This is a genomic window from Microbispora hainanensis, assembly GCF_006874475.1.
Classification (GTDB): domain Bacteria; phylum Actinomycetota; class Actinomycetes; order Streptosporangiales; family Streptosporangiaceae; genus Microbispora; species Microbispora hainanensis.
Genome location: NZ_VIRM01000005.1, coordinates 78,306 through 104,604 on the forward strand (window position 1 = coordinate 78,306; position 26,299 = coordinate 104,604).

The 26,299-nt window shown below is 70.4% G+C and carries 25 protein-coding genes and 1 tRNA gene; 16 read left to right on the top strand and 10 right to left on the bottom strand.

What is annotated here, in order from left to right:
• The first annotated feature begins 128 nt into the window (after positions 1-128).
• Together FLX08_RS05905 and FLX08_RS05910 are read left to right on the top strand one after the other, a co-directional pair.
• Complete coding sequence (locus tag FLX08_RS05905; RefSeq protein ID WP_244312438.1) at positions 129-1,781, top strand: S8 family peptidase; 1,653 nt, start codon at positions 129-131, stop codon at positions 1,779-1,781.
• Between the two features lie 108 nt (positions 1,782-1,889).
• The gene (locus tag FLX08_RS05910) at positions 1,890-2,306 is read left to right on the top strand and encodes a DUF2784 domain-containing protein (RefSeq protein ID WP_142617176.1); all 417 of its coding nucleotides are present in this window, start codon (positions 1,890-1,892) and stop codon (positions 2,304-2,306) included.
• On the opposite strand, the gene FLX08_RS05915 is transcribed toward FLX08_RS05910, so the two are convergent.
• Complete coding sequence (locus FLX08_RS05915; RefSeq protein ID WP_142617177.1) at positions 2,227-2,979, bottom strand: hypothetical protein; 753 nt, start codon at positions 2,977-2,979, stop codon at positions 2,227-2,229. The genes FLX08_RS05910 and FLX08_RS05915 overlap by 80 nt on opposite strands.
• A gap of 209 nt (positions 2,980-3,188) precedes the next feature.
• On the opposite strand from FLX08_RS05915, the gene pyk reads away from it, so the two are divergent.
• The 6 genes from pyk (at position 3,189) to FLX08_RS05945 (ending at position 10,086) form a co-directional block, all read left to right on the top strand.
• Positions 3,189-4,622, top strand: coding sequence for a pyruvate kinase (gene pyk / locus FLX08_RS05920; protein ID WP_142617178.1), 1,434 nt, complete (start codon positions 3,189-3,191; stop codon positions 4,620-4,622).
• A 165-nt stretch (positions 4,623-4,787) separates the two neighbouring features.
• The gene (locus tag FLX08_RS05925; RefSeq protein ID WP_142617179.1) at positions 4,788-6,581 is read left to right on the top strand and encodes an ABC transporter ATP-binding protein; all 1,794 of its coding nucleotides are present in this window, start codon (positions 4,788-4,790) and stop codon (positions 6,579-6,581) included.
• Positions 6,578-8,422, top strand: coding sequence for an ABC transporter ATP-binding protein (locus tag FLX08_RS05930; protein ID WP_142617180.1), 1,845 nt, complete (start codon positions 6,578-6,580; stop codon positions 8,420-8,422). The genes FLX08_RS05925 and FLX08_RS05930 overlap by 4 nt, the downstream gene beginning before the upstream one ends.
• A 127-nt stretch (positions 8,423-8,549) precedes the next feature.
• Complete coding sequence (locus tag FLX08_RS05935) at positions 8,550-9,023, top strand: anthrone oxygenase family protein (protein ID WP_142617181.1); 474 nt, start codon at positions 8,550-8,552, stop codon at positions 9,021-9,023.
• An 80-nt stretch (positions 9,024-9,103) separates the two neighbouring features.
• On the top strand, positions 9,104-9,481 hold the full coding sequence (locus tag FLX08_RS05940; RefSeq protein WP_142617182.1) for a nuclear transport factor 2 family protein: 378 nt from the start codon (positions 9,104-9,106) through the stop codon (positions 9,479-9,481).
• Positions 9,478-10,086 carry an NAD(P)-dependent oxidoreductase gene (locus FLX08_RS05945; protein ID WP_142617183.1) on the top strand — a complete coding sequence of 203 codons (609 nt, stop codon included), beginning with the start codon at positions 9,478-9,480 and terminating at the stop codon, positions 10,084-10,086. Before FLX08_RS05940 ends, FLX08_RS05945 begins: the two co-directional genes overlap by 4 nt.
• Before the next feature lie 15 nt (positions 10,087-10,101).
• Here the strand turns inward: FLX08_RS05945 and FLX08_RS05950 are convergent, their stop codons facing one another.
• From FLX08_RS05950 to FLX08_RS05980, 7 genes are all read right to left on the bottom strand, one after another.
• Positions 10,102-10,536, bottom strand: coding sequence for an acyl-CoA thioesterase (locus FLX08_RS05950; protein WP_167530290.1), 435 nt, complete (start codon positions 10,534-10,536; stop codon positions 10,102-10,104).
• Positions 10,533-11,678 carry an acyl-CoA dehydrogenase family protein gene (locus tag FLX08_RS05955; RefSeq protein ID WP_142617184.1) on the bottom strand — a complete coding sequence of 382 codons (1,146 nt, stop codon included), beginning with the start codon at positions 11,676-11,678 and terminating at the stop codon, positions 10,533-10,535. The genes FLX08_RS05950 and FLX08_RS05955 overlap by 4 nt, the downstream gene beginning before the upstream one ends.
• Positions 11,679-11,803: 125 nt before the next feature.
• Entirely contained in the window at positions 11,804-13,090 is a 1,287-nt protein-coding gene (locus FLX08_RS05960; protein WP_142617185.1) for an ABC transporter substrate-binding protein, read from the bottom strand.
• Positions 13,051-14,100: a branched-chain amino acid ABC transporter permease gene (locus tag FLX08_RS05965; protein ID WP_244312439.1), complete on the bottom strand. Its 1,050-nt coding sequence runs from the start codon at positions 14,098-14,100 to the stop codon at positions 13,051-13,053. Before FLX08_RS05965 ends, FLX08_RS05960 begins: the two co-directional genes overlap by 40 nt.
• 172 nt (positions 14,101-14,272) lie before the next feature.
• On the bottom strand, positions 14,273-15,163 hold the full coding sequence (locus FLX08_RS05970; RefSeq protein WP_142617186.1) for a branched-chain amino acid ABC transporter permease: 891 nt from the start codon (positions 15,161-15,163) through the stop codon (positions 14,273-14,275).
• Positions 15,163-16,059 (bottom strand): ABC transporter ATP-binding protein, encoded by an 897-nt coding sequence (locus FLX08_RS05975; RefSeq protein ID WP_244312440.1) that lies wholly within the window; start codon positions 16,057-16,059, stop codon positions 15,163-15,165. Before FLX08_RS05975 ends, FLX08_RS05970 begins: the two co-directional genes overlap by 1 nt.
• A complete protein-coding gene (locus FLX08_RS05980; RefSeq protein WP_142617187.1) occupies positions 16,047-16,967 on the bottom strand; it encodes an ABC transporter ATP-binding protein in 921 nt (306 codons plus the stop codon). The genes FLX08_RS05975 and FLX08_RS05980 overlap by 13 nt, the downstream gene beginning before the upstream one ends.
• Before the next feature lie 187 nt (positions 16,968-17,154).
• Here FLX08_RS05980 and FLX08_RS05985 point away from each other — a divergent pair, with 187 nt between their 5' ends.
• Positions 17,155-18,333: a PucR family transcriptional regulator gene (locus FLX08_RS05985; RefSeq protein WP_142617188.1), complete on the top strand. Its 1,179-nt coding sequence runs from the start codon at positions 17,155-17,157 to the stop codon at positions 18,331-18,333.
• Between the two features lie 52 nt (positions 18,334-18,385).
• The gene (locus FLX08_RS05990; RefSeq protein ID WP_341874312.1) at positions 18,386-18,943 is read left to right on the top strand and encodes a DUF3800 domain-containing protein; all 558 of its coding nucleotides are present in this window, start codon (positions 18,386-18,388) and stop codon (positions 18,941-18,943) included.
• A 192-nt stretch (positions 18,944-19,135) separates the two neighbouring features.
• Here FLX08_RS05990 and FLX08_RS05995 read toward each other — a convergent pair.
• Positions 19,136-19,209, bottom strand: a tRNA-Leu gene (locus tag FLX08_RS05995).
• 121 nt (positions 19,210-19,330) lie between these two features.
• On the opposite strand from FLX08_RS05995, the gene FLX08_RS06000 reads away from it, so the two are divergent.
• Entirely contained in the window at positions 19,331-19,927 is a 597-nt protein-coding gene (locus tag FLX08_RS06000; RefSeq protein ID WP_244312441.1) for an ANTAR domain-containing response regulator, read from the top strand.
• A gap of 208 nt (positions 19,928-20,135) precedes the next feature.
• Positions 20,136-21,416, top strand: coding sequence for an ABC transporter substrate-binding protein (locus FLX08_RS06005; protein WP_142617190.1), 1,281 nt, complete (start codon positions 20,136-20,138; stop codon positions 21,414-21,416).
• A gap of 100 nt (positions 21,417-21,516) precedes the next feature.
• Here the strand turns inward: FLX08_RS06005 and FLX08_RS06010 are convergent, their stop codons facing one another.
• Positions 21,517-21,957 carry a hypothetical protein gene (locus FLX08_RS06010; protein WP_142617191.1) on the bottom strand — a complete coding sequence of 147 codons (441 nt, stop codon included), beginning with the start codon at positions 21,955-21,957 and terminating at the stop codon, positions 21,517-21,519.
• Between the two features lie 276 nt (positions 21,958-22,233).
• Here FLX08_RS06010 and FLX08_RS06015 point away from each other — a divergent pair, with 276 nt between their 5' ends.
• Genes FLX08_RS06015 through FLX08_RS06030 form a run of 4 tightly spaced genes read left to right on the top strand, consistent with a single transcriptional unit; the run spans position 22,234 to position 26,292 of the window.
• Positions 22,234-23,538, top strand: coding sequence for an ABC transporter permease subunit (locus tag FLX08_RS06015; protein ID WP_244312442.1), 1,305 nt, complete (start codon positions 22,234-22,236; stop codon positions 23,536-23,538).
• Between the two features lie 12 nt (positions 23,539-23,550).
• Entirely contained in the window at positions 23,551-24,537 is a 987-nt protein-coding gene (locus tag FLX08_RS06020; RefSeq protein WP_142617192.1) for a branched-chain amino acid ABC transporter permease, read from the top strand.
• Positions 24,527-25,456 (top strand): ABC transporter ATP-binding protein, encoded by a 930-nt coding sequence (locus FLX08_RS06025; protein ID WP_142617193.1) that lies wholly within the window; start codon positions 24,527-24,529, stop codon positions 25,454-25,456. Before FLX08_RS06020 ends, FLX08_RS06025 begins: the two co-directional genes overlap by 11 nt.
• On the top strand, positions 25,453-26,292 hold the full coding sequence (locus tag FLX08_RS06030) for an ABC transporter ATP-binding protein (protein WP_142617194.1): 840 nt from the start codon (positions 25,453-25,455) through the stop codon (positions 26,290-26,292). The genes FLX08_RS06025 and FLX08_RS06030 overlap by 4 nt, the downstream gene beginning before the upstream one ends.
• The last annotated feature ends 7 nt before the right edge of the window (positions 26,293-26,299 follow it).

The window sequence follows — 26,299 nt, forward strand, 5'->3', positions numbered from 1 at the left end:
GCGTTTGGGGGATAAAACGGGCATATCCCAATTCGGTGGCCGGGTTGCGAGCGTGTACGGCTGCCGGGAGGATGCTGAGCCCGTATCGAGGGGCCCCGGCACCGGGTGCCCGCAATCGAGGAGGATCGTTGCACGCACGGGGGCGGCTCGCCGGGGCCATCATGTCCATCACGCTGCTCGGCGGGCTGGGGGCCGCGGGACTGCCGGGGGCGGCGACCGCGTCCGAGCCCGCGCAGAACTACCTGGTCTTCTACAAGGACGGCGGCCTCGCCGCCGCACAGCGCGCGGTCGGGGCCGCCGGAGCGACGATCCAGGCGCGGGACGACAAGCTCGGCTATCTGGTCGTGCGCACGTCCGACCCCGAGCGGATCGGCGCCGATCCCTCCGTGGTCGGCGTCACGCTCGACCGTCCCATCGGCAAGACCGCCGACGCGCCCGTCGCCCCGCGCGCGAAGCAGGCCCGGCCGGCCCCGAAGCATGTCCGAGCGGCCCCGATACAAGCAACACAGGGGGGCGACCCGCTCTCGGACCGCCAGTGGGACATGAAGATGATCGGCGCCACCCCCACCGGGTCGTACGCCAAGGCCCGGGGCAGCCACAAGGTGCTGGTGGGCGTCATCGACACCGGCATCGACGGCAACCACCCCGACATCGCGCCCAACTTCAACCGGGAGCTCAGCCGCAACTTCGTCATCGACCAGCCCGTCGACGAGAACGGCAAGCCGCTCGACGGGCCCTGCGAGCACGCGGGCTGCAAGGACCCGGCCGACGTCGACGACGACGGTCACGGCACCCACGTCGCGAGCACGATCGGCTCGCCGATCAACGGCATCGGCGTCGCCGGGGTCGCCCCCGACGTGTCGCTGGTCAACCTCCGCGCCGGCACCGACTCGGGCTTCTTCTTCCTCAAGCCCACGATGGACGCCCTGGAGTACGCCGCCGACGTCGGCGTCGACGTGGTCAACATGAGCTTCTACGTCGACCCCTGGACGTTCAACTGCGCGAGCAACCCGAGCGACACGACCAGAGAGAGCCTTGAGCAGCGGGCGATCCTGGAGGGCATGCGCCGCGCCGTCAAGTACGCCCACACGCGCGGGGTCACGCTCATCAGCGCGATCGGGAACGAGAGCCTCGACCTCGGCAAGGTGAAGACCGACACCTCCAGCCCCGATTATCCCAAGGGCTCGGAGAAGAAGCGGATCATCGACAACACCTGCCTCAACGTCCCGGCCGAGCTCGACGGCGTCATCTCGGTGTCCTCCGTCGGCCCCAGCGGGCGCAAGGCGCCGTATTCCGACTACGGCGTCGAGCAGACCGACATCGCCGCGCCGGGCGGCGACCTGTTCGACGCCGGCAGCGATCTGAAGGGCGTGAGCCGGGAGATCCTGGCCGCCGCCCCCGAGCACGTCCTGCGCGCCAGGGGCCTGCTGTTCGCCGACGGCAAGCCGAAGACGTCGTCGGTGGTCCGCGACTGCCAGGGCGGCACGTGCGCCTACTACCAATACCTGGAGGGCACCTCCATGGCCGCGCCGCACGTCACCGGGGTGGCGGCGCTGATCATCGGCCGGTTCGGCAAGCCGGGCAAGGGCGGGCTCCAGATGGACCCCGCGCAGGTGGAGCGCCTGCTGTACGCGACGGCGACGCCGAAGGGCTGCCCGACGCCCCGCACCTACCGCTACAGCACGGGCGAGAGCCAGGTCTGCGAGGGGCCCACGGCGAAGAACGGCTTCTTCGGGCACGGCGTGGTCAATGCCGCCCGGGCCGCCACCGTCACGTCCTGAGCGGCCTCCTGGGCTCTTCCAGGGCCGGCTGAGTACGCGCCTGAGTAGCCCGCCGGATGACCGGCGGGCCGAGGCGGGCCTACCCTCCTTCGCGGAGGAGGGCAGACCATGATCTACGGGCTCGTCTGGCAGGCCACGATGGTGGTGCATCTCGTCGTCATCGCCTACATCGCCCTGGGCGGCTTCCTCGCCTGGTGGCGGCCCCGGCTGATCTGGCCGCACCTCGCGCTGTGCGCCTGGGGGCTGGTGCAGCTCGCCGGGCTCGTGGAGTGCCCGCTGACCGCGCTGGAGAACTGGGCGCGGGCCAGGGCGGGGGAGCGCGGGCTGCTGCCCGGCGGCTTCATCGACACCTACATCGAGGGCGTCGTCTATCCGGAGGCATACGTGTGGCACGTGCGGCTGGCGGTGATCGCCGTCGTGCTCGCCTCCTGGGCGGGCCTCGCGATCAGGACCCGCCGACGCCGCACACGTCCTGCGCGTACGACAGGAACGTCTGCTGCACCGGAGCCGGAGGCGTCGCGATGAGGTAACGCTTCTCGCCGCCGCCCACGGTGCCGTAGACCGGGAACAGGTAGGCCTTCTTGGCCTCGGCGAAGGCGTGCCAGTCGCAGCGCATTGGGGTGACCTCCACCGGGATCTCCAGCCGCTTGGCGTCCGCCGCGAGCACCGCCACCGGCCGGCGCTTGCCGGAGCGGGGCAGCATCGTGTAGTGCGTGGTGGCGCCGAGCTCGTCGATGGTGACCGGCTCGGAGCCGCCCTTCCTGGTGACGACGAGGTTCCCCTGGAGGGTCCGGCCCGCGCGGGTCCAGGTGTCCCCGAACGTGACGTCCACCGACTGGCGCAGGATGTAGGCCCCGCACTCGGCCTTCACCAGCCCGTCCAGGGTCGGATCGGGGTGCCGGACCGGGAACTCCACCTTGCGTGAGGTGCCGTCGCCCACCTGGATGTGCGCCACCACGGTGGCCGGGCGCACCGGCGGGATCGTCTCCGGGTCGCAGCGCGCCTCGCCGTACGGGATCCGTAGGTCCGTACGCGGCGTCTTGCCGAGGGTGGTGTCCACGCGGGCCGGCGGGAGCGTCGCGAACGAGTCCGTGACGAGCTGGACGTCCTGGAAGCGCACCCGCGTGGCGGTGTCGTTGCGCACGGACACCTCCAGCTCGTGGGATGTCTCGTCGCTGCGCCACTGGTTGAGCGACACCGAAACACCCGTCGGCGGCGCTGCCGATTCGGTAGCCTGTCCTGCGCACGCGGCCAGGGTGAACAGCGCCGTTATTGCCCCCCAGGTCCGGGTACGTCCCATGGCTGCCAAGGCTAGGGCACGCGGGTGATCGCGTGAAGTGTCTGAACATTTGGCGACAGCTGTGTGCGCCGTCACTGCAAGTGGTCTGTACCAATTAGGGTAGTGCTGTGAGTCGTCGAGCAAAGATCGTCTGTACCCTCGGGCCCGCCACCTCCTCACCGGAGCGCCTACGCGAGCTCATCCAGGCGGGCATGAACGTCGCCCGCTTCAACCTCTCGCACGGCAGCCACGAGTTGCACAAGGAGGTGTTCGACCGGGTCAGAGCCGCCGCCGACGAGCTCGGCTGCGCCGTGGGCGTCCTCGCCGACCTCCAGGGTCCCAAGATCCGCGTCGGACGTTTCGCCTCCGGTCCCGTACGGCTCGGCTTCGGCGACGTCTTCACGATCACGACCGAGGACGTCCCCGGCGACCGTGACATCGTCTCCACGACGTACGCGGGCCTGCCGGGCGACGTCAAGCCCGGCGACACGATCCTCGTGGACGACGGCCGGCTGAACCTCGAGGTGACCGCGGTCGAGGGGCCGCGCGTCGTCACCCGCGTGGTCATCGGCGGCATGATCTCCGACAACAAGGGCCTCAACCTCCCCGGCGTCGCCGTCAGCGCCCCGGCGCTCACGGAGAAGGACGAGGAGGACCTGCGCTGGGCCCTGCGCACCGGCTTCGACATGATCGCCCTGTCGTTCGTCCGGTCGCCGGACGACGCCGCGCTCGTCCACGGGATCATGGAGGAGGAGGGCGTCAGGCTCCCGCTCCTCGCCAAGATCGAGAAGCCGCAGGCCGTCGACCGCCTCGAAGAGATCGTGGACGCCTTCGACGGTGTCATGGTCGCCCGCGGCGACCTCGGCGTCGAGTTGCCGCTTGAGCAGGTGCCGATCGTCCAGCGCCGCATCATCGAGCTGTGCCGGGAGAAGGCCCACCCGGTCATCGTGGCCACCCAGATGCTCGACTCGATGATGAGCGCCCCCCGGCCCACCCGCGCCGAGGCGTCCGACGTCGCGTACGCCGTGATGGACGGCGCGGACGCGGTCATGCTGTCCGGTGAGACCTCGGTGGGCAACTACCCGATCGAGTCGGTCTCCACGATGGCCCGCATCGCGGTCGCCGCCGAGGGCACCACGCTGCAGGCCACCCACACGCTGGACCGCCTGCCCGAGACGACCGGCGGGGCCATCGCCCGCGCCGCGGCCGAGGTCGGCGCGATCGTCGGGGCCAAGGCCCTGGTGGCGTTCACGATGTCCGGCGAGACCGCCCGGCGGCTGGCCCGTTATCGCTCGCCGATCCCGCTGCTGGCGTTCACCTCCAACCCTCAGGTGCGCGGCCAGCTCGCGCTGACGTGGGGCGTGGAGACGTTCGAGGTGCCGTTCGTGCACCACACCGACGACATGGTCCGCCAGGTGGAGGCCTCGCTGCTGTCGCTCGGCGTCTGCGAGAAGGGCGACAAGGTCGTCGTCGTCGCGGGCTCGCCCCCCGGCAACCACGGCTCCACCAACGCCCTGCGCGTTCACACCATCGGTTCGGCGGTCGCCCACCCGTCGAGCTGATCCCCGGCGCACGGCCGGGTGCCCGGGCGGCACGGCCTGGGGCACCCGGCGGCGGGAGTAAACCCCTTGAAGGCGCGGCGCCTTCGACGGAGCATGGCAGGAGCGAGTCGACCTTTCCTGTCAGATGCCGTCGTGCCGGATACCGGAGGAGCGCTGCGCCCGTTGATGGACTCCCCTCAGGACCCCGGGCCCGGCGCGAGCGGCGGCACTGGTCATAGGCCATGGCACTCGCTGTGGCGGCTGCGGTCCTACCTGCGTCCGTACGTGCCCAGCCTCGTGGTGAGCTGGACCGCCGCGCTGCTCGGGATCGCCGCGGCCACGGTGATCCCGCTGGTGAGCAAGGAGATCATCGACGGCCCGGTGGCCCACGGGGACCTCGGCGGGCTGGTCCCGCTCGGGCTGCTGGCCCTCGGCCTCGGCGTCGCCGAGGCCGTTCTCACGTTCGTCCGCCGCTGGTCGCAGGCCGGGCCGGTCCTCGGCCTCGAGACCGCGATCCGCGACGACCTCTACCGGCACCTCCAGCGGCTGCCGATGAGCTTCCACGACGGCTGGCAGTCGGGCCAGCTGCTGTCGAGGGCGACGAGCGATCTGTCGACGATCCGCCGGTTCCTCGGCTTCGGCATGCTGTTCCTGATCATGAACATCCTGCAGCTCACCGCGGTCACCGCGGTGCTGCTGCGGATGCACTGGCCGCTCGGCCTGCTCGTCGCCGTCTCCGCCGTCCCGATCGTGGCCTTGTCGCTGCGGTTCGAGCGGCGCTACAGAGTCGTCTCCCGGCAGGTGCAGGACCAGCAGGGCGACCTCGCCACGCTGGTCGAGGAGTCGGCCGTGGGCATCCGCACGATCAAGGCGTTCGGGCGGCGCGAGCACGTCTTCGAGACCTTCGCCGCCGCCGCCCGCGAGATCCGCCGCACCTCGCTGGCGAAGGTGCGGCTGGCCTCCCGGTTCTTCACCTTCCTCGAAGTCGTGCCGAACGTCACGCTCGCCCTCGTCCTGCTGCTCGGCGCGATCGCGGTCGGCGCCGGCGCGCTGACGCTCGGCACCCTGGTCGCGTTCGCCACGCTGGTGCTCCAGCTCGTCTGGCCGGTCGCCTCGCTCGGCTACATCCTCACGATGGGCCAGGAGGCCATGACCTCCGCCGACCGGGTGATCGAGGTGCTCGACACGGTGCCCGCGATCAGCGGCGGCCCGGCCGTCATCGAGCGCCCGCGCGGCCACGTGCGCTTCGAAGGCGTCGGGTTCCGCTTCCCCGGCGCCGACCGGCCGGTGCTGCGCGACGTGTGGCTGGAGGTGCGGCCGGGGGAGACCGTCGCCCTCGTGGGGGCCACCGGGTCGGGCAAGACGACGCTCACCGCGCTCGTGCCCCGCCTGCTCGACGTCACCTCCGGCCGCGTCACCGTGGACGGGCACGACGTGCGGGACCTGACGCTGACCTCGCTGCGCTCGGTGGTCGCCACGGCGTTCGAGGAGCCGACGCTGTTCTCGATGAGCGTCCGCGAGAACGTGACGCTCGGCCACGGGCACGCCACCGAGGACGAGATCAGGCAGGCCCTGGAGATCGCGCAGGCGACGTTCGCGTACGACCTGCCGTGGGGGCTCGACACCCGCATCGGCGAGCAGGGCATGTCGCTGTCGGGCGGTCAGCGGCAGCGGCTCGCGCTGGCCAGGGCCGTCCTCGGCAGGCCGCGGGTGCTCGTCCTCGACGACACCCTGTCGGCGCTCGACGTGGAGACCGAGGCGCTGGTCGAGGAGGCGCTGCGGCGGGTGCTCGCCGACGCGACCGGCATCGTCGTGGCCCACCGCGCCTCGACCGTGCTGCTCGCCGACCGGGTCGCGCTGCTGCGCGACGGCACCGTCACCCACGTCGGCCGCCACGGCGACCTGCTGTCGGCCGTGCCGGAGTATCGCGAACTGCTCGCCCAGGACGCCGACCTCGACCCCGAGGGATCGATGCGATGACCCAGCAGCCCGCCGACGACGCGACAGAGACGGATGGGTGGCGCGGGGTCGCCGCGGAGGAGCGGGACGAGATCTCCGAGCGGGTCTCCCTGCTGCTGCGCACCCGGTCGCGCCGCCTGCTCGGCGACCTGCTGCGCCCGCACCGCCGGGCGATCGCCGTGCTCACCGCGGTCATCGTGGTGTCCAACGCCGCCGGGCTGGCTTTGCCGTACCTCGTGAAGGCGGGCATCGACGACGGGATCCCGCCCATGCTTCGCGGGCAGGGCGCGGGCACCCTGCTCGCGATCGTCGGCGCGCTGCTGGCCGCGACGCTCACCCAGGCGCTCACCCGGCAGGCGTTCCTGCAGATGTCGGGCCGGATCGGCCAGGACATCCTGCTGGAGCTGCGCCGCCGGGTCTTCGACCACTTCCAGCGCCTGTCGCTGTCGTTCCACGAGAAGTACACCTCGGGGCGGGTCATCTCCCGGCTCACCTCCGACGTGGACGCGATCGCGGAGCTGCTCGACTCCGGGTTCGACGGCCTGGTCACGGCCGTGCTCACGCTGTGCGGCACCGCGGTCATGCTGCTCGTGCTCGACGTGCGCCTCGGCCTGGTGGCGTTGCTGCCGCTGCCGGTCCTGCTGCTGTTCACCCGGTGGTTCCGCCGCCAGTCGAGCGTCGCCTACCGCCGCACCCGGGAGGCGGTGGCGCTGGTCATCGTGCACTTCGTGGAGTCGATGACCGGGATACGGGCGGTGCAGGCGTTCCGGCGGGAGCCGCGCAACCAGGAGATCTTCGAGCGGCTCAACGTCGACTACCGCGCCGCCAACACGCGGGGCATGCGCCTGGTCGCCGTGTTCATGCCCGGCATCAAGCTGATCGGCAACATCACCGTCGCCGCCGTCCTGCTGTACGGCGGCCTGCTGGCGCTGCACGGCACGGTCACGGTCGGCGTGCTCGCGGCGTTCCTGCTCTATCTGCGCCAGTTCTACGAGCCGATGCAGGAGATCTCGCAGTTCTACAACGCGCTGCAGTCGGCAGGGGCGGCGCTGGAGAAGCTGTCGGGCGTGCTGGAGGAGCGGCCCTCGGTGGCCCCGCCCCGCCGCCCGGTGCCGCTGCCGCGCGCCGCGGGGGCGCTGCGGTTCGAGGCCGTCCGGTTCGCCTATCCCAGCGGCCCGACGGTGCTTCCGCTGCTCGACCTGGAGATCCCCGCCGGGCAGACCGTCGCCGTCGTCGGCACCACGGGCGCGGGCAAGACCACGCTGGCCAAGCTCATCGCCCGGTTCCACGACCCGGTCGCCGGGCGGGTGCTGCTCGACGGCGTGGACCTGCGCGACCTGGACGAGGCCACGCTGCGCCGCCACGTGGTGATGGTCACCCAGGAGAACTACCTGTTCAGCGGGACCGTCGCCGACAACGTGCGGTTCGGGCGGCCCGGCGCGCCGGATTCGGAGATCGAGCGGGCGGCCGAGGCCATCGGCGCCCACACGTTCGTCTCCGCGCTGCCGGACGGATACGAGACGCAGGTCGGCAAGCGCGGCGGGCGCATGTCGGCCGGCCAGCGGCAGCTCGTGGCGTTCGCCCGGGCGTTCCTCGCCGACCCGGCCGTGCTGATCCTGGACGAGGCCACCTCCAGCCTCGACGTGCCCAGCGAGCGCCTCGTCCAGCGGGCGCTGCGGACGATCCTCGCCGACCGGACCGCGCTGATCATCGCCCACCGCCTGTCGACCGTGGAGATCGCCGACCGGGTGCTCGTCATGGAGCACGGCCGGATCGTGGAGGACGGCCCGCCGGAGCGCCTGATCGCCGGCGCCGGCCGGTTCGCCCGCCTCCATCGCGCCTGGCTCGACAGCCTCGCCTGAGGCCTGCCCATCGCGGGCTACTCCGGGCGGCTTAGCCCGTCCGGCTGGGCTGATCCCGGTGGGGTAGCGGCGGATGACTCCGTGGGTGGGACGCCGCCGGACCGCGGCCGGACGAGGATTGGCGGTCATGGAAACCCCACAGAGGTATGTCCACGGAGCGGCGTTGCTGGCCACCGGCCTGCTCGCGGGCGCGTTCGCGTACGGCGCGGCCAACGTGATCCCCACGTTCGGAGCCGTTCCGCTGGACGTGCGCCTGACCTTCCACACCACGATGATGAAGGTCAACGAGCCGATCATGCAGAGCGCGATGGCGCTGGCCATCCTCTCCACCTTCGGCCTGGCGATCGCCGGACGCGGCCGGGTGCGCCTTCTCGCGCTCGGCGCGGGCGCGCTGGCGCTGACCTCGCTGCTCGTCACCGTGTTCGGCAACGTCCCGCTGCACGCGCGCTTCCGGGAATGGGCCGCAGGTCCGGTGCCGGCCGGCTACGCCGAGACCTTCCGGCGGTGGGAGCTGTTCCACGACCTGCGCACCCTGACCGCGCTGGCCGCCTTCGTCCTGATCGTCGTCATCGCCGTCGTCAACCGGCCCGCCAGCCGCTGAGGAGAAAAACCATGTTCCGTACCGTCCTGGTCACCGTGCCGCCGGGCATCCCAGCCCGAGGACACGCTCACGATGAACTCATGCGAGGTGGCCTGATGCCCGGCTTCGACGCCTTTCTGACGCGCCTGCCGTACGAGCTGGCCTTCGGCCAGGAGGACCCGGCCGCGATCGTGGACCGCTACTACACGCCCGACCTCGAATACCACAACGACGGCATCGTCCTCGACCGGCAGCGGCTGATCGACCACGCGGGCCCGGCCCGCAAGAACGCCCGCGAGCTGGAGATCCAGGTCCACGACACGCTGATCGACGACGACCGGGCCGCCGCCCGCTACACCATGACCGTCCTGACCAGGAAGGGCACGACCCTGCGGATCGAGGTTCAGCTGTTCGCCCGCTTCGCCTCGGACGGACGGGTTCGGCGCGTCGACTCGATCACCCGGACGGTGCAGCCGTGAACCTCACTCTCGTCGGCTCCACCGGCCACACCGGCCGATACGTCCTGGCCGAGGCACTGCGCCGCGGCCACCGGGTCACCGCGTTCACCCGCAACGCCGCCGCCCTGGAAGCGCGGCCGCACGCCGTCGTCGAAGGCGACGGCCGCGACCTGGAGAAGATGCGCACGGCCGTGGCGGACGCGGACGTGGTGATCTCCATCATCAACGGCGGCGACAGCCGCGACCCGCATCGCGCGGCCGAGGCCACCCGCACCGTCATGCGGGCGATGACCGAGACCGGGGCCCGGCGGCTGATCGTCACCACTCCCTATCCGATCGTCGCCCGCAGGCCGGTCCTGGTCCTGTGGCTGCTGCGCCGCCTGCTGGCCACCCAGTATGCCGACGCCCGCGACCTGGAACGGGCCGTGAGCGCCGCCGACCTGGACTGGACCATCGTCAGGCTGACCCGGCTCACCGACCGGCCCGCCACCGGGGCGGTCGTGATCCGCCGCGAACTTCTGGGCATGCCGCACGCTCTGACCAGGGCGGACGTGGCGACCACCCTGCTGGACATCGCACAGGAGGGTCACCTGAGCCGCGTGGCGGTCAACGTCAACGGCCGCTGAGCCGGTCATCCGAGGTCACGAGTGGGGAAGGAGCAGGCGTTCCATGGCGGGGCGCAGCGGCGGGCCGATCTCCACGGGGCGGCGGGTGCGCCGGTCCACGAAGACGTGCGTGAAGTCGCCCTCGGCGACCAGCGTGTCCCCGGCGACCAGCGCGAGCTCGTAGCGGACGCTGGAGCGGCCGAGGCGCCCGATCCGCAGGCCCACGCCGATCACCTGCGGGAAGGACACCGAGGCGTGGTAGGAGCAGCGCGACTCCACGCACACCCCGATGGCCGGGCCCTCGTGGATGTCCAGCCCGGCCTCCTCGATCAGCCAGGTGTTGATCACGGTGTCCATCAGCGAGTAGTGCACGACGTTGTTGACGTGCCCGTAGACGTCGTTGTCCTTCCAGCGGGTGGGCACGTCCCGCCAGTGGGGATAGGCCGTCCGGTCGATCACGGGCTCGTTCACAGTCCGAGGTCCCGGCCGATGATCTCGCGCATGATCTCGTTGGACCCCGCCCAGATCCGGGTCACCCTGGCGTCCGCCCAGGCCCGCGCCACGCGATACTCCTTCATGTAGCCGTAGCCGCCGTAGAGCTGCACGCAGGCGTCGATCACCTGGTTCTGCACCTCGGCGGTCCACATCTTGGCCTTGGCGGCGTCGACCGCCGTCAGCTCCCGGGCGGTGTGGGCGGCCACGCACTGGTCGACGTACGCCCGGGTCACCTCCACCTTCGTCACCAGGTCGGCGAGGGTGAACTTGTTGTACTGGAAACTGCCGATCGCCTGGCCGAACGCCTTGCGCTCCTTCACGTACGACAGGGTCTCGGCGAGCACGGCGGCGGCGTGGGAGATGTTGGTGACGGCGCTGCCGAGCCGTTCCTGGGGGAGGCGCTCCATCATCGCGACGAACCCCCGGTCCACCTCGCCGATCACGTTGGCGGCCGGCACCCGCACGCCCTCGAAGAACAGCTCGGCCGTGTCGGCCTCCGGCTGGCCGACCTTGTCCAGCTTGCGCCCGCGATGGAAGCCGGGCATGCCCTCCTCGACCGCGAACAGCGTGATGCCCTTGGCCCGCTTCTCCGGGCTGGTGCGCGCCGCCACCACGACGAGGTCGGCCTGGTAGCCGTTCGTGATGAACGTCTTGGAACCGTCGATGATCCAGTCGGAGCCGTCTCTGACGGCGGTCGTGCGCAGCGCCGCCAGGTCCGACCCGCCGCTCGGCTCGGTCATGCCGATCGCGGTGATCAGCTCTCCCGAGCAGAACGGCGGCAGCCAGCGCTTCTTCTGCTCGTCCGTCGTCAGCTCCACCAGGTAGGGCGCGACCACGTCGAAGTGGATGCCGAAACTGGACGCCAAAGCCATGCCCACCCCGGCAAGCTCCTCGATGAGCACGGCGTTGAAGCGGTAGTCGCCGGCCGCCGCGCCGTCGTACTCCTCGGGGACCTCCAGGCCGAGGAACCCCTGCCGGCCGGCCTCCCGCCACACCTCGCGGTCGATCAGCCGGCGCTCGATGAACTCCTCGGCGCGCGGGGCGACCGAGCGGATCACGAACTGCCGCACGGAGTCGCGGAATGCCTCGTGGTCCTCGCCATAGATGGTGCGTCGCATCGATTCTCCAGACGATTGTTCGGTAGGGGGATACTAGTGTCCCTCTTTCCGATCTTTGCCCCGTCGCGTCGCCCAGAGCGGCACCTGCGAGTAACCTCCGGCGCGGACGCGGCGGCCGTCGCCCGTCAGCCCACCGGCACCGGATAATCCTTCGCCAGCTCCGAGACCTCCGCCTCCCTGAAGACCACCGCGCCGCCGAGCGCCGCCTTGTCGGGCTTGAGCAGGTAGGACGACCGGGAGGCGGGCTTGTCGAAGAACGTGAAGTCCATCGGCGTGCCGAAGTCGCCGCCGAAGCCCGACTGCGAGCGGTGCGCGGTCAGGACGCCCTCACGGGTGAGATCCTTGGCCTCGCACGCCTTCTTCATCGCCTCGTCCACGATCATCGCCGCGCTCCAGCCGGTCGGCACGCCGCTGTCGAGGGTCTCGCCGGGATACTTCGCCTGGTAGTCGGCCACCAGCCGCTGCATCGCCGCGTTCTGAACGCTGACCGGCGTCCCCGCCGACACGTAGTAGAAGTCCTTCAGCAGGGCCGGCCCGGCCGGGGTCGGAAGGAGCTGCGGAGAGTAGGCCGAGTTGCTGCCGACGAACGGCACGTCCATGCCCTTCGCCAGGGACACGCCGACCAGCGAGGCCGTCTGCCGGGGCCCCACCGAGACGAGCACGGCCTTGACCCCGGCCGCCTTGAACGCCGCCACCTGAGCGCTCATGTCCTGGTCGGTCGCCTTGATCTTCTGCTCGACGATCTGCAGGCCGAGCTTGTCCGCGGCGTACTTCGAGCCGTTGAGCGAGCTCTCGCCGTAGTCGCCCTCGAAGTAGAGGTGCCCGATCTTGTCGCCGGACGTGATCCCCTTCTCCTTCACGAGGAACTCGACGGCGTTGATCATGTCCACGTCGTACGTCGTGCCGGTCACCTGGATGGCCCGGCTGCCGAGCAGCGTGGTCGCCCATGCCATCGGGATCGTGAGCAGCTTGTCGCCGTCGACGCGCTGCTTCAGCGCCGTGATCATCGGGGAGCCGATGAACTGCGCGATCGCCGCCGACTTGGGCGCGACCTCGGTGTAGGCGGCCACGGCCTTCTGCGTGTCGTAGCCGTGGTCGCGGACGACCAGCTCGTACTTGCGGCCGCAGACCCCGCCGGCGGCGTTGACCTGGTCGAAGTACAGCTGCTGCGCCTGCGTCAGGCTCTTGCCGAACGACGCGTACGGACCGGTCAGGTCGGTGAGCGCGCTCACGGTGATCGTGGTGGCCGAGACGCCGGGGCCGGTCTTGACCCCGTCGCCGCCGGCCGTCGCCCCGGCGCCGTCGCCTCCGCCCGTGGCCTTGCCGCTCGCGCACCCTGCCGCCGAGGCCGCGACGGCCAGGGACAGCAGGGCTAACGCCGCGACGCCGGCGCGGGTGCCGATTTTGCCCATCTGAGCTCCTTGAGTCGAACGCGGCCGAGCCGCGTGGCGAGCCCGGCCAGACCGCCGGGCAGGAACAGCACCACCGCGACGACGGCGGCGCCGTAGAGGATCCGCGCGGCCTCGGCGGGGGAGACCCCGCCGGACCCCGGCTCGGCCACCAGCGGCAGGGCGTCGCTGTAGCGCGTGAGCAGCTGGGGGAGCAGGGAGACGAACGCGGCCCCGGCGACCGCCCCCGCGACCGATCCCAGGCCGCCGATCACGATCATCGCGAGGTAGTCGAGGGACAGCAGCATGCCGAAGTAGTCCGGCACGACCTGCTGGAAGACCAGGGCGACCAGCACCCCGGCGAGCCCGCCGTACATGGACGACAGGACGAACACGCCCGCGCGGTAGCGGGCGACGGGGACGCCCATGACCCCCGCGGCGATCTCGTGGTCCCTGATCGTGTTCATCGCCAGCCCGGGACGGCCGCGCAGCACGCCCCTGGCGAACACGGCCACGCCCGCGAGCAGCGCGATCCCGAGGAACCACAGCCGTTCGAGCGAACCGAACGGCACGTTCAGCACCACCAGCTCCGGGGTGTCGGCGAAGACGAGACCGAACAGCTCCATCGGCGGCACCGGCCGTCCGTTGAAGCCGCCGGTCACCGGTTCGGCGTTGAACAGGATGTGCTGGCCGACGAAGATCAGGGCGAGTGTGGCGATGCCCAGGTAGGCGCCCTTGAGGCGGCCCGCGATCGGGCTGAACACGCCGCCGCACAGGCCCGCGACGATCACCGCGGCCACGGCCGCGAGCGGCGTCGGGAGCCCCAGGTCGGTCGACAGGTAGACGTAGGAGTACGCCCCGACCGCGAGGAAGAAGGCGTGCCCCAAGGAGAGCTGCCCGGTCGCCCCGGTCAGCAGGTTGATCCCGATCGCGCCGATCGCCGCGGACATCGCGAACAGCCCCGCCTGCAGCCAGAACCCCTCCAGGTAGAAGGGCACCGCGACGGCCACCGCGACCACCGCGAGCCACAGCACTAGCCGGAGGGTCCGTGCCGTGATCCCGGGCACGGCCAGGAGGGGCCGGGACGCGCCGGGTGCGGGCGTCCCTGCCGTCGGCGTCGCTGTCGTGGACGTCGCTGTCGTGGGCGTGTCGCGTACGGGCGTCGCGGCTTCGGACGTGGGCTCAGACACGGGCTCAGACACGGGCTCAGACACGGGCCGGCTCCTTCGTGCCGAACAGCCCCGAGGGCCGCAGCAGCAGGATCACGATCATCACGAGGAACGGCGCGGCGTCGCCGATGCCGCGGCCCAGGAAGGCCAGCTCGCTCTGGTAGCCGCTCATCAGCGTCTCGGTGACGCCCACGATCAGCCCGCCGGCCAGCGCGCCCGTGGTCGAGTCGAGCCCGCCGAGGATGGCGGCGGGGAACGCCTTCATCGCCGCCGCGGCCGTGCCCCTGTCGAGGCCCGGCGTCGGGAACACGCACAGGAACAGCGCCGCGACCGCGGCCAGCGCCCCGGCGACGGCCCACGCGCTGAGCGAGACCCGGCCGAGCCGCACGCCCATCAGCGCGGCGGTCTCCGCGTCCTCGGCGGTGGCGCGCATCGCCACGCCCCAGCCGGTGAACTTGAAGGCGAGCAGGAACGCCACGATCAGCGCGGCGGCGACCGCGAGGGCCACGACGCGGGTCTCGGCGATCGTGACCGGCCCGAGGTGCAGCACCCGGTCGCCCCAGGGGTCGCCGAGGGCGAGCACCTCGGTGCCGATCTGCCGGGTGAGCTCGGTCGTGAGCAGGATGTCCACGCCGATCGTGACGATGGCCAGCACGCCGCGGGAGCCGACGTGCGCCCGGCGGAGGATCAGGAACTCCACCAGCGCGCCGACCAGCGCCGCCGCCGCGATCCCGGCCGCCAGTGCCGCCCAGAACCCGATCAGCGGGTGCAGCCGGGCGATCACGTAGCCGCCGGCCAGCAGCAGCGACGCGTGCGTGAAGTTGACCACCTCGGTCGCCTTGAAGATCACCACGAAGCCGAGCGCGATCAGCGCGTACACGGCCCCGACCGAGATCCCGTTGACGAGCAGCTCCAGGAAGACCGCCATCACGCCTCCCCCAGCTCATCGGACGGGCGGCCGAAGTCGCCGAGATAGGCGCGGACCACCTCGGGGTCGCGCTGGACCTCTTCGGGCGGCCCGTCGGCGATCCGCCTGCCGAAGTCGAGCACGGTCACCGCGTCCGCGATCCGCATGACCATGCCCATGTCGTGCTCGACCAGCAGGATCGAGATGCCGAGGCTCTCGCGCACCGACTCGATGAGGCCGGCCATCTCGCGCCGCTCGCCGCCGTTCATCCCCGCCACCGGCTCGTCCAGCAGGAGCAGCCGCGGCTCCATGCACAGTGCCCGGGCCAGCTCCACCCGCTTCTGCACGCCGTACGGCAGCAGCCCCACCGGAATGGACAGCGCGTCGCCGACGCCCGCGAACTCCGCGATCTCCGCCACCCGCGCGCCGTGCCGTAGGGCCTCGCGCCTGGCCGCGGGCAGCCGCAGGCCGGCCGAGACGAAGCCGGCACGGGTCAGGCGGTGCCGGCCGAGCATGAGGTTGTCGCGGACCGTCAGGTGGGGCGACAGGGCGATGTTCTGGAACGTCCGCGCCACGCCCAGCGCGGCCACCTGGTGCGGGCGCAGCGCGGTCAGCTCGGCGCCGCCGAAGCGCACGCTGCCCGAGGTGGCGCGGTAGACGCCCGACAGCACGTTGAAGCAGGTGGACTTGCCCGCGCCGTTCGGGCCGATCAGCGCGTGCACGCTGCCGGGGGCCACGGTGAAGCTCACCGCGTCGAGGGCGGTGAGCCCGGCGAAGCGCACCGTCACCTCGCTGACCAGGAGCTCCGCCGGGCCGTCGCCGCCGACCGTACCGACCGGTTGGTTTCTGAAGGGTATGCGTCGCCGCCTCGCCGGATGCGCGCGCGGCTCGCCGCGGCGGTGGGTCATGCCGTCCATCTCGCCAGCCTCGTCCTCTCGTGCTTCTCGGCGGCAGGGTCGGTCGCAGGGTCGGGGGCCGGTCCGGGGGCAGGGCCGGGGCCGGTACCGACCGGTCGGTCTGTCTCGGGCGCGCCGACGCCGAGATAGCGGCGGCGCACCTCGTCGCTGGCCGCGAGGTCCGCCGCCGGTCCCGACAGCGCCACCTCGCCGACCTCCAGCACGTACGCCCGCTCGGCCAGCGCGAGCGCCATGGCGGCGTTCTGCTCCACCAGCAGCACCGACGTCCCCTGGGCGTTGATCTGCCGTACGGTGTCGGCGATCCGGGCCGCCATCAGCGGCGCCAGCCCGAGCGTGGGCTCGTCGAGCAGCAGCAGCGACGGCCCGGCCATGAGCGCCCGGCCGATCGCCAGCATCTGCTGCTCGCCGCCCGACAGCAGGCCCGCCCGCTGGTGGGCCCGCTCCGCCAGCACCGGGAAGAGCTCGAACACCCGCTCGCGGGCCGCCGCCGCGCGCCTGCCCGGCACGCCCAGCGCTCCGGCGCGGAGGTTCTCGGCCACCGTCATCCGGGCGAACACCCGTCGCCCCTCCGGCACCTGGACCACGCCGCGCCGCACGACGGCCGCGGCCGGCACTCCGTCGAGCCGGGACCCGCCGAAGGCGACCGTCCCCGACGTGATCGCGCCCCGGTGGAACCGCAGCGTCCCCGACACGGCCCGCAGCAGCGTCGTCTTGCCCGCGCCGTTCGCGCCGAGCACCGCGGCCACCGCGCCCCCGGGCACGGACAGGTGGACGCCCCGCAAGGCGCGTACGGGGCCGTACCGCACCTCCAGGCCCCTGATGTCGAGGCCACCGGTCTCCTCGGGGTCCGCGATCCGCGGGCCCTCGATCCTTGGGCCGCCGGTCTCCGGGCCCGCCTCACCAGACATCCGCGCCTCCTGTGACTTCGATGAAGGCACACCCAACCCACCGTGGTCGAGGGCCGTCCAGCACCGGAGGTCAAGTCGGGACCCCAGCCCATGCCCGCCCGTCGTGCCCTGTGCTCCAGCACAATCCCGCATCACGAAACGAAAACCGAACCTTGTTCCGGACGCTGTGTGCTGGCACATTCGGGGCATGAGGTCCAGGACGGACGCCGAGGTCCGGGAACTGCTGCGGACCTCCGCCGCAGGCCTGCTGGAACGGCTGCCCGAGCTCGCCGACGAGCTGGTGAAGCGCGGCAGGGAAAGCGACGAGGCCTACCGAATGACGGTCCCCTTCGAGGACCACTGGAAGAGCACCCACGAGGGGCTGCGCATCGGCATCACCGCGATCCTGCAGCCCCGGCACGAGCGGCGCGACGTCGCGTACGCCCAGACGGTGGGGCGCAGGCGGGCCGAGTTCGGGCTCCCGCTCGACTCGCTCATGCGCAGCTACCGCCTGGCCGCACAGGTCACCTGGAACGGCGTCATCGACATCATCGGCGACCAGGGTCAGGAACGGCTGCCCGCCCTGCTGCGCAGCGCGACCCACGTCTGGCACGCCATCGACCGCCAGGCCGTGGCGGCGGCCGACGCCTACCGCCGCCGGGAGAACGAGCTGCTCGGCCGGACCAACCAGCGCGTCAACGCGATGCTCGACGCCCTCCTGGAGTGCCGCGCCGACCCGGCCGTGGCGGGCGTGGCGGCCGGCGCCCTCGGCCTGCCGGAGCACGGCCGCTATGCGGTCGTCACAACGCGGCTGCCCGCGCAGCCCGACCGCGTGCACCGCCCCGACGAGATCGGCGGCCTGCGGTTCCTGTGGCGCATGCGCCCTGACCTGGAGATGGCGGTGGTGCACCTCGGCGACCGGGAGCTGGACGACCTGGTGGCCGCGATCACCCCGGTCGTCTGCGCGAGCGCCGGCGTCAGCCCGGTGGTGGAGAGCCTCGCCGACCTCGGCACGGCCCGCCGCCTGGCGGAGGTGGCCATGCGCACCTGCTCGGGGACCGGGCCGGAGATCGCGCGGCTCGACCGGCGGCTGCCCGCCGCCCTGGTCGTGTGCCAGCCGGAGCTGGCCGGTCACCTCGCGGGCGGCGTCCTCGGCCCGATCATCGCCTCATCCGACGGCGGCGTGCTGCTCGCGACGCTGGAGGCGTGGCTGCGCTGCGAGGGTTCGGCCGTCCGGGCGGCGGCCGAGCTCTACTGCCACCGCAACACCGTCTTCAACCGCGTGCGCCGCATCGAGCAGCTCACCGGACGGTCGCTGGCCCGCCCCCTGGACGTCGTCGAGCTCTCCCTCGCCCTCGACGCCGTCCGCCTCCTCCCAGGCACCTGATTTCCCGCATCCAGGGTGACGTGTCGGTCACAGCGCGTATCATCGGCCCGCTGTGGCTCCCTTGGCGTTCATCGACGAAAGCATGCGGCGCAGGAGTGGTGACGCCTATGTGTACGCCTTGGCGGCCGTCCTGCTGGAGGAGCACGTCTGCGCGGAACTGCGAGAGCGGCTGCTGGGCCTCAGGGCCGGCCGGAGCCGGACGATCCATTGGCGGGACGAACCTCCCGCTCGTCACCTGCTCATCGCCGAGGCGGTGGCGAGGATGCCCTTGCGGGCGATTGTCGTCGTCGACATCTATCCGGAGAACGGCAAAGCGGAACGAGCGAGGCGCCTCTGCCTGGACAGGCTCCTCTGCGAGCTGTCGCAGCAGAAGGTGGAGACGGTCTGCATCGAGACGCGGGACCAGTGGCACGACAGACGAGACCGCGCGTTGGTGGACGCGCTCCGCGGGGCGGGTCGAATCGAGCGAAACCTGCGCGCGGAATGGAGGAGATCGGCGGACGAGCCGCTGCTCTGGCTCGCAGACGTACTCGTCGGCAGCGTCGTGTGGTGGCTCGGCGGCGAAGGCGAGAGCTTCGACATCATCCGGCAGAGGATCGAGTTCCTGTGACCGTTCCTCGTGGCATCCGGCGCTGAAACCGCGAAGGCCGGGCGCCCGATTCCATCGGGAGGTCCCGGCCTCACTTCCGCAGCCCCAGCGGGGCTCGGCGGTCACAGTATGTCACCGCTGGCCATTGGAGTGCAACCATGGCCCCGTCGTCGCCCTGGCGGCTTCTGAGCGAGGGGGCACTATTCGTCCAAGTGCCCCGAGTGGGATTCGAACCCACACTGAATGGATTTTGAGGCCATCGACTCTGCCGATTGGTCTATCGGGGCTATTTCCGGACTTGTCCGGTTTTGGCAATGGATACGACACAGCAGTCGATCTTGCTTGGAGATCGCTCAGGGCATCCCCTGCCGTGGTCCTAATGTAGCGGACGTCGGTAACCTCTTGTGCGTGAGTACGCAGCGGCGAGTGGTGATCGCGGAAGACGAGGCACTGATCCGCCTCGACCTGAAGGAGATGCTCGAAGAGGACGGTTACGCCGTGGTCGGCGAGGCCGGCGACGGCGAGACGGCGGTGAAACTGGCCGTGGAACTCCGCCCGGATCTGGTGATCCTCGACGTGAAGATGCCCGTGCTCGACGGGATCTCCGCGGCCGAGCGCATCGTCTCGGAACGCATCGCGCCGTGCCTCATCCTCACCGCGTTCTCGCAGCGCGACCTGGTCGAGCGGGCCAGGGACGCGGGTGCGATGGCCTACCTGGTCAAGCCGTTCACCAAGGGCGACCTGGTTCCGGCCATCGAGATGGCGGTGAGCCGGCACGAGGAGATCGCCGCGCTGGAGAAGGAGGTCTCCACGCTGTCGGAGCGGCTGGAGACCAGGAAGCTCGTGGAGCGGGCGAAGGGCCTGCTCATGGCCCAGCACGGCTGGACGGAGCCGCAGGCCTTCCGGTGGATCCAGAAGGCGTCCATGGACCGGCGCCTGAGCATGCGCCAGGTGGCCCAGATCGTGGTCAACGGGAACGTCGGCGAGGCCCAGCCGCCCGCCTGATCCCGCCCTGCGAAACGCGGATGAGAAGACTCCTGGTCAGGGGCCCGTCCCGCTAAGTTGAGGAGTTATTACGACTCCGCATCCAAGTGCGGACAGTTCTGATGCATCCCTGGTCGGGGCTTGCCCCGGCTATGTACGTTTCAGCCATTCGATCGGGACCAGTCGGCTGCGCTGACGATTTCCCGGGCCTGGATGAAGGAGATGCTTCATGATCCGCATTGCCCCCCTCGGGCGGGCGCTGGCCGTCGCCGCGGCCGCCAGCCTCGCGCTGACGGCCTGTGGCGGTGGCGAGGACAGCGCCGCGCCGGCTTCCTCGGCGCCGGCGGCCGAGTCCTCGGCACCGGCCGCGCAGGGTGACGGCGTTCTCACCCTCGGCGCGCTGTTGCCGCAGACGGGAGACCTGGCCTTCCTCGGCCCGCCAGAGTTCGCCGGAGTCAAGCTGGCCGTTCAGGAGATCAACGATGCCGGCGGTGTTCTGGGCAAGCCCGTGACCGAGATCGACACGGACTCGGGTGACACGAAGACGGACATCGCCTCCCAGTCTGTTGACAAGTTGCTGCAGCAGAAGGCGGATGCCATCATCGGGGCCGCCTCGTCCGGTGTGTCGAAGACCGTGATCGACAAGATCACCAACGCCGGCGTCGTGCATTTCTCGCCGGCCAATACCTCGCCGGAGTTCACCACTTACAACGACAAGGGCCTGTACTTCCGTACCGCTCCCTCCGACGTGCTGCAGGGCCGAGTGCTGGGCGACCTGATCATCCAGGACGGCAGTGACAGTGTCGCCATCCTCAACCGTCAGGACTCGTACGGCACGGGGCTGGCCGACGAGGTGGAGAAGTCGGTCACCAGTGGTGGTGGTGAGGTCGTGGCGAAGACGGCCTACGACCCTGCGGCCGCGGACTTCTCCGCCGACGTCTCGAAGATCAAGGCCGCCAAGCCGAAGGCCATCGCGCTCATCGCGTTCAACGAGACCACGAAGATCATCCCTGAGCTGAAGAAGCAGGGCCTGGGCCCGGACAAGGTGAAGATCTACTTCGTCGACGGCAACACGGCCGACTACAGCGAGGACTTCCCGAAGGGCACCCTGACGGGCATCAAGGGGACGATCCCCGGTGCGGCCGCCCCCGACGAGTTCCGCAAGAAGATCCTCGAGGTCGACCCGGGTCTGAAGGACTTCACCTACGGGCCGGAGTCCTACGACGCGACGAACCTGATCGCGCTGGCCGCCGAGGCAGCCCAGGACGACTCGGGCAAGGGCATCGCGTCCAAGCTGGTAGAGATCAGCAAGGGCGGCGAGAAGTGCAAGGACTTCAAGTCCTGCCTCGACCTGCTCAAGGCCGGCAAGGACATCGACTACGACGGGATCAGCGGGCCGGTCGAGTTCAGCGACGCCGGTGACCCGACCGAGGCTACGATCGGCGTCTACCAGTACGGCGACGACAACAAGTACAAGAACGTCGGTTACCAGGCGGGCAAGATCAGCTGACGAGAACCCCGGGAAACGGCGCATGGAGGGCCCTGGCGTTCGGCCGGGGCCCTCGCCATGGCCGCGGCCGAGCCTCTGCCGCGCGTTCCGCCGGCGTGCTTCAGGAAGCGGGACATCCCTTCTTCACGGCGGCGGACGCGGCCCGGTACTCCTTGAGTGCGCGGACCTGCCGGTCGAAGGGCGTGGCGGCTGGCGAGAGCCGATCCGTCGTGGTCGTCAGGACCGATTCATAGGGGAGCAGTTCGCGCGGCAGACGCGGGCCGTACTCCAGCACGACACCGTGCACGTACGCGAGCCTGCCGCGCACGCCCTCGCTGAACTCCTGCGTGTCCTCCTCGCCCGCCGGCACCAGCAGAGGCTCCGCGTATCCGATCGCGGAGACGATCCGCACGCAGGGATCGTCGGAGGGATCCGCGCCCACGAGGTAACGCGCGACCGGGGATGGCGGCGGCGCCTTCTCCGGAGCGGGCGAGCCACATGCGGCGAGGGTGAGGAGCGCCAGTGCCGCCTGCGTAGGCAAGGTCAGGGGGTGCCTGTTCATGAATCCCATGGAAGCATCCTCGTCGTGAGTAAGGGCCTCTTCGAAGCCTTCCCTTCGACGAGCGGCATGCGCGTCGACGCGGTCGAATCCGGCGCGGACGACGCACGCCCGGCCTCTGTCCTCGGCAATGCTCACACCTGGGAAACACACTTGTCACCAGTCAGTGACAAAGCATCTGTAATAGGACGTTGGGAACTAAGCTCCGACGAAAGCGGCGGCAAGATCCCGCCACCTGCGTCGGGACGAAGCCCGACAAGATCATTTGAGGGAGCACCATTGCGCAGAGCCGTGATTGCGTTCACGGCCTTCCTGGGCGGTCTCGTCATCCTGCTCACTTCTTCCGCCACTGCGTGGGCGGAGGGCGAGGGCTTGCGGGGCACACTCCAGAGCCAGGGCCAGCCAGTGCAGGGCGTGAAGATCACCGTGGTGACGGAGGCTGACGCGCCAATAGGCGAGGCGAAAAGCGACGCCGAGGGGAAGTGGGAGATCCCCGTTCCCAAGGCGGCCACGTACAAGGTGACGCTGGACCAGGCGACTCTCCCCGCGGGCGTCGCGCTGAAGTTCAAGGACCGCACCTCGCTCACCCTTCAGGTGTTCGAGGGCAGCAAGCGCAACGTCCTGTTCCCCTTGGTGCCGGCCGGCGCCGCGCAGGGGGGCGCCGACCAGGGAGGTGCGGCGTCCTCAGCCGACGAGAGCACCTTCTGGGACGAGTTCGCCCAGCTGGCGTTCGAAGGGCTCAACCTCGGCCTGGTGATCGCTCTGGGAGCCATGGGCATCTCGCTTATCTTCGGGACGACCGGGCTCACGAACTTCGCGCACGGTGAGCTGCTCACCGTGGGCGCCTTCATCGCCTACGTCTTCAACACGACGTTCGGACTGCACCTGCTCCTCGCCGCGCCGCTGGCGGTGATCGTGGCCGGGATCTTCGGGTACGGGCAGGAACGCTTCTTCTGGGGGCCGTTGCGTCGGCGGAAGAGCGGGCTGATCGCCATGATGATCATCTCCATCGGTGTGGCGATCTTCCTGCGTTATCTGCTCCTGTTCCTGTTCGGCGGGGAGAACGTGCCCTACCGGCAGTACGTCGCCCAGGACGGCTTCCAGATCGGGCCCATCTCCACCACCCCGAAGAGCCTGGTGGCCATGGGAATCGAGATCCTGGTCCTCATCCTGGTGGGGTCGGCTCTGCTGTTCACACGACTGGGCAAGGCAACCCGCGCGGTTTCGGACAACCCCGCGCTCGCCGCCTCCTCCGGTATCAACGTGGACCGCATCGTCCGGATCGTCTGGACGATGGGCGCCGCGGTCGCGGGTCTCGCCGGAGTACTACTGGGCACCACGCAGATCCTCAACTATCAGATGGGGCAGCAGGTGCTGCTGCTGATGTTCGCGGGCGTCACCCTCGGCGGACTCGGCACCGCCTTCGGGGCCCTGGTCGGCTCCCTCGTCGTAGGGGTGTTCGTCCAGGTCTCGACGCTGTGGATTCCGCCGGAGCTGAAGACCGTGGGAGCGCTGGCCGTGCTCATCATCGTTCTCCTCCTCCGGCCGCAAGGCATCCTCGGGCGCCGTGAGCGCATCGGCTAGGAAGGCAGCCTCATGGACTGGAACCTCATCTTCACGCGGGCGATTGAGGCGGGGATCGGCACCGAAGCGGTCATCTACGCGCTCGCGGCGATCGGCCTGAACATCCACTTCGGGTACACGGGCCTGCTGAACTTCGGGCAGGCCGGATTCCTTGCGGTGGGGGCGTACGGCCTGGCCACAATGATCGCGACCTTCGGCATGCCGTTCTGGGTGGGCATCGCCACCGGTCTCCTCGGCGCCGTAGTGTTCGCCCTTCTCCTCGGCATCCCCACTCTCCGGCTGAGGGCGGACTACCTGGCGATCGTCACCATCGCCGCCGCGGAGATCGTGCGCCTGGTCGTGCGATCCGTCGCCCTCCGGGACACCTTCGGCGGCACGGACGGCTTGGAGGCGTTCTCCGACGACTTCTACGCCATGAATCCCTACTCTCCGGGTGAGTACGGCATCGGGCCCATCGGGTTCGATCACCGCACCATGTGGGTGCTCACGGTCGGTTGGGTGCTCGTGGCCCTGGCGTGCGTCCTGGTGTACCTCGTGATGAACAGCCCCTGGGGCCGGGTGCTCAAGGCGATCCGCGAAGACGAGGACGCGGTGCGGAGCCTGGGCAAGAACGTGTTCGCCTACAAGATGCAGGCGCTCGTCTTCGGCGGAGTCGTGGGCGCGCTGGGCGGCTTCCTGTTCGCGCTCAGCCGGGCCGCCACCCAGCCCGACCTGTTCAGCACCGAGATCACCTTCTTCGCGTACACCGTCCTCATCCTCGGAGGCGCGGCGCGGGTGCTCGGGCCCGTGGTGGGCGCGGCCATCTTCTGGCTGCTGCTGATCCTGGTGAAGACCGGCATGGAGGAGGCGGTCAACAACCACGTGATCACCTTCATCAACGTGAACCAGGTGGGCTCCATCAACTACATGCTCGTCGGTGTCGGCCTGATACTCCTGCTGATCTACCGGCCCCAGGGCATCTTCGGCGACAAGAGGGAGATCGCGCTCGATGCACGCTGATGCCGTCACCACCAGAAAGGCGGCCGCGCTGGCCGCCTTCGAGGGCCTGCCCACCGAGCCCGGGACCCCCAAACCCGACCCGATCCTGGTCATCGACAAGGTCGTACGCAGGTTCGGCGGCCTCACCGCGGTCGACGTCGAACACCTGGAGATCCAGCGCGGCGCGATCACCGCCCTGATCGGCCCGAACGGCGCGGGCAAGACGACGTTCTTCAACCAGCTGACCGGCTTCGACTCGGCGGACGAAGGGTCGTGGACCTTCAACGGCAAGCAGTTGAAGGGCGTGCCCGCTCACCGCGTCGCGCGGCAGGGCATGGTGCGCACGTTCCAGCTCACCAAGGCCCTGTCCCGGCTGACCGTGATGGAGAACATGCGGCTCGGGGCGCAGAGCCAGCGTGGGGAGAACTTCTTCCGCGCGCTGATCCCGGGCATCTGGCGCGGCCAGGAGAACGAGATCACCGAGAGAGCGGAGGAGCTCCTCGAGCGCTTCAAGCTCGCCGCGAAGCGCGACGACTTCGCCGGGTCCCTCTCCGGCGGCCAGCGCAAGCTCCTGGAAATGGCCCGCGCGCTGATGGTCGGCCCCGAACTGGTCATGCTGGACGAGCCCATGGCGGGCGTGAACCCCGCCCTCACCCAGTCGCTGCTCGGTCACGTCAAGGACCTGCGCGAGGAGGGCATGACGGTGCTGTTCGTCGAGCACGACATGGACATGGTCCGCGACATCAGCGACTGGGTCGTCGTGATGGCACAGGGCGCCGTGATCGCGGAAGGCCCGCCGGACACCATCATGTCGGACCCGCGGGTGGTCGACGCCTACCTGGGCGCCCACCACGACGCGCCGTTGTCGGCCGAGGAGACCGAGGAACAGTTGCAGGACGCCGAGGCCGAGCTGGAGTCCGAGATCGAGGAGAAGGCATGAGCGCCCCCGAAGCCGTCGAGCCCGAGGACGGCCGGCCTCGGGACATCCCGAGCGAGGAGAAGGCCGAGTCCGGCGCCGCAGTCACCGACCGCTCCGCCCATCTCGCCGGCGCCGAGGACGCGCTGCTGCGGGCCGACGAGTTGTATGCGGGATACGTCTCCGGCGTCAACATCCTCAACGGCGCCGACCTGTACGTGAAGAAGGGCGAGCTGATCGGCATCATCGGCCCCAACGGCGCCGGCAAGTCGACCCTGCTCAAGACCCTGTTCGGGCTCGTGCCGGTGCGCAGCGGCTCGGTCACCCTGGACGGCGAGGACATCACCAACCTCAAGGCTCACTCGCTGGTGGCCCGGGGGGTCGGTTACGTCCCGCAGACGAACAACGTCTTCCCCAGCCTCACGATCGAGGAGAACCTGGAGATGGGCGCCTTCCAGGTGCCCCGCAAGTTCAAGGAGCGGTTCGAGTTCGTCTGCGAGATCTTCCCCGCCCTGCGCGAGCGCCGCAAGCAGCGCGCCGGATCGCTGTCCGGCGGTGAGCGGCAGATGGTCGCCATGGGCCGCGCGCTCATGACCGAGCCGTCGGTCCTGCTCCTGGACGAGCCGTCCGCGGGCCTGTCGCCCAAGCTGCAGGACCTGGTCTTCATCCAGGCTCAGCAGATCAACAAGGCGGGCGTAACCGTCATCATGGTGGAGCAGAACGCTCGGCGGTGCCTGCAGATCTGCCACCGCGGCTACGTGCTCGATCAGGGCCGCAACGCGTACATGGCGAGCGGACGCGATCTCATCAACGATCCCAAGGTGATCGAGCTCTACCTGGGCACGCTGGCGAGGGCCTGACGCGAGA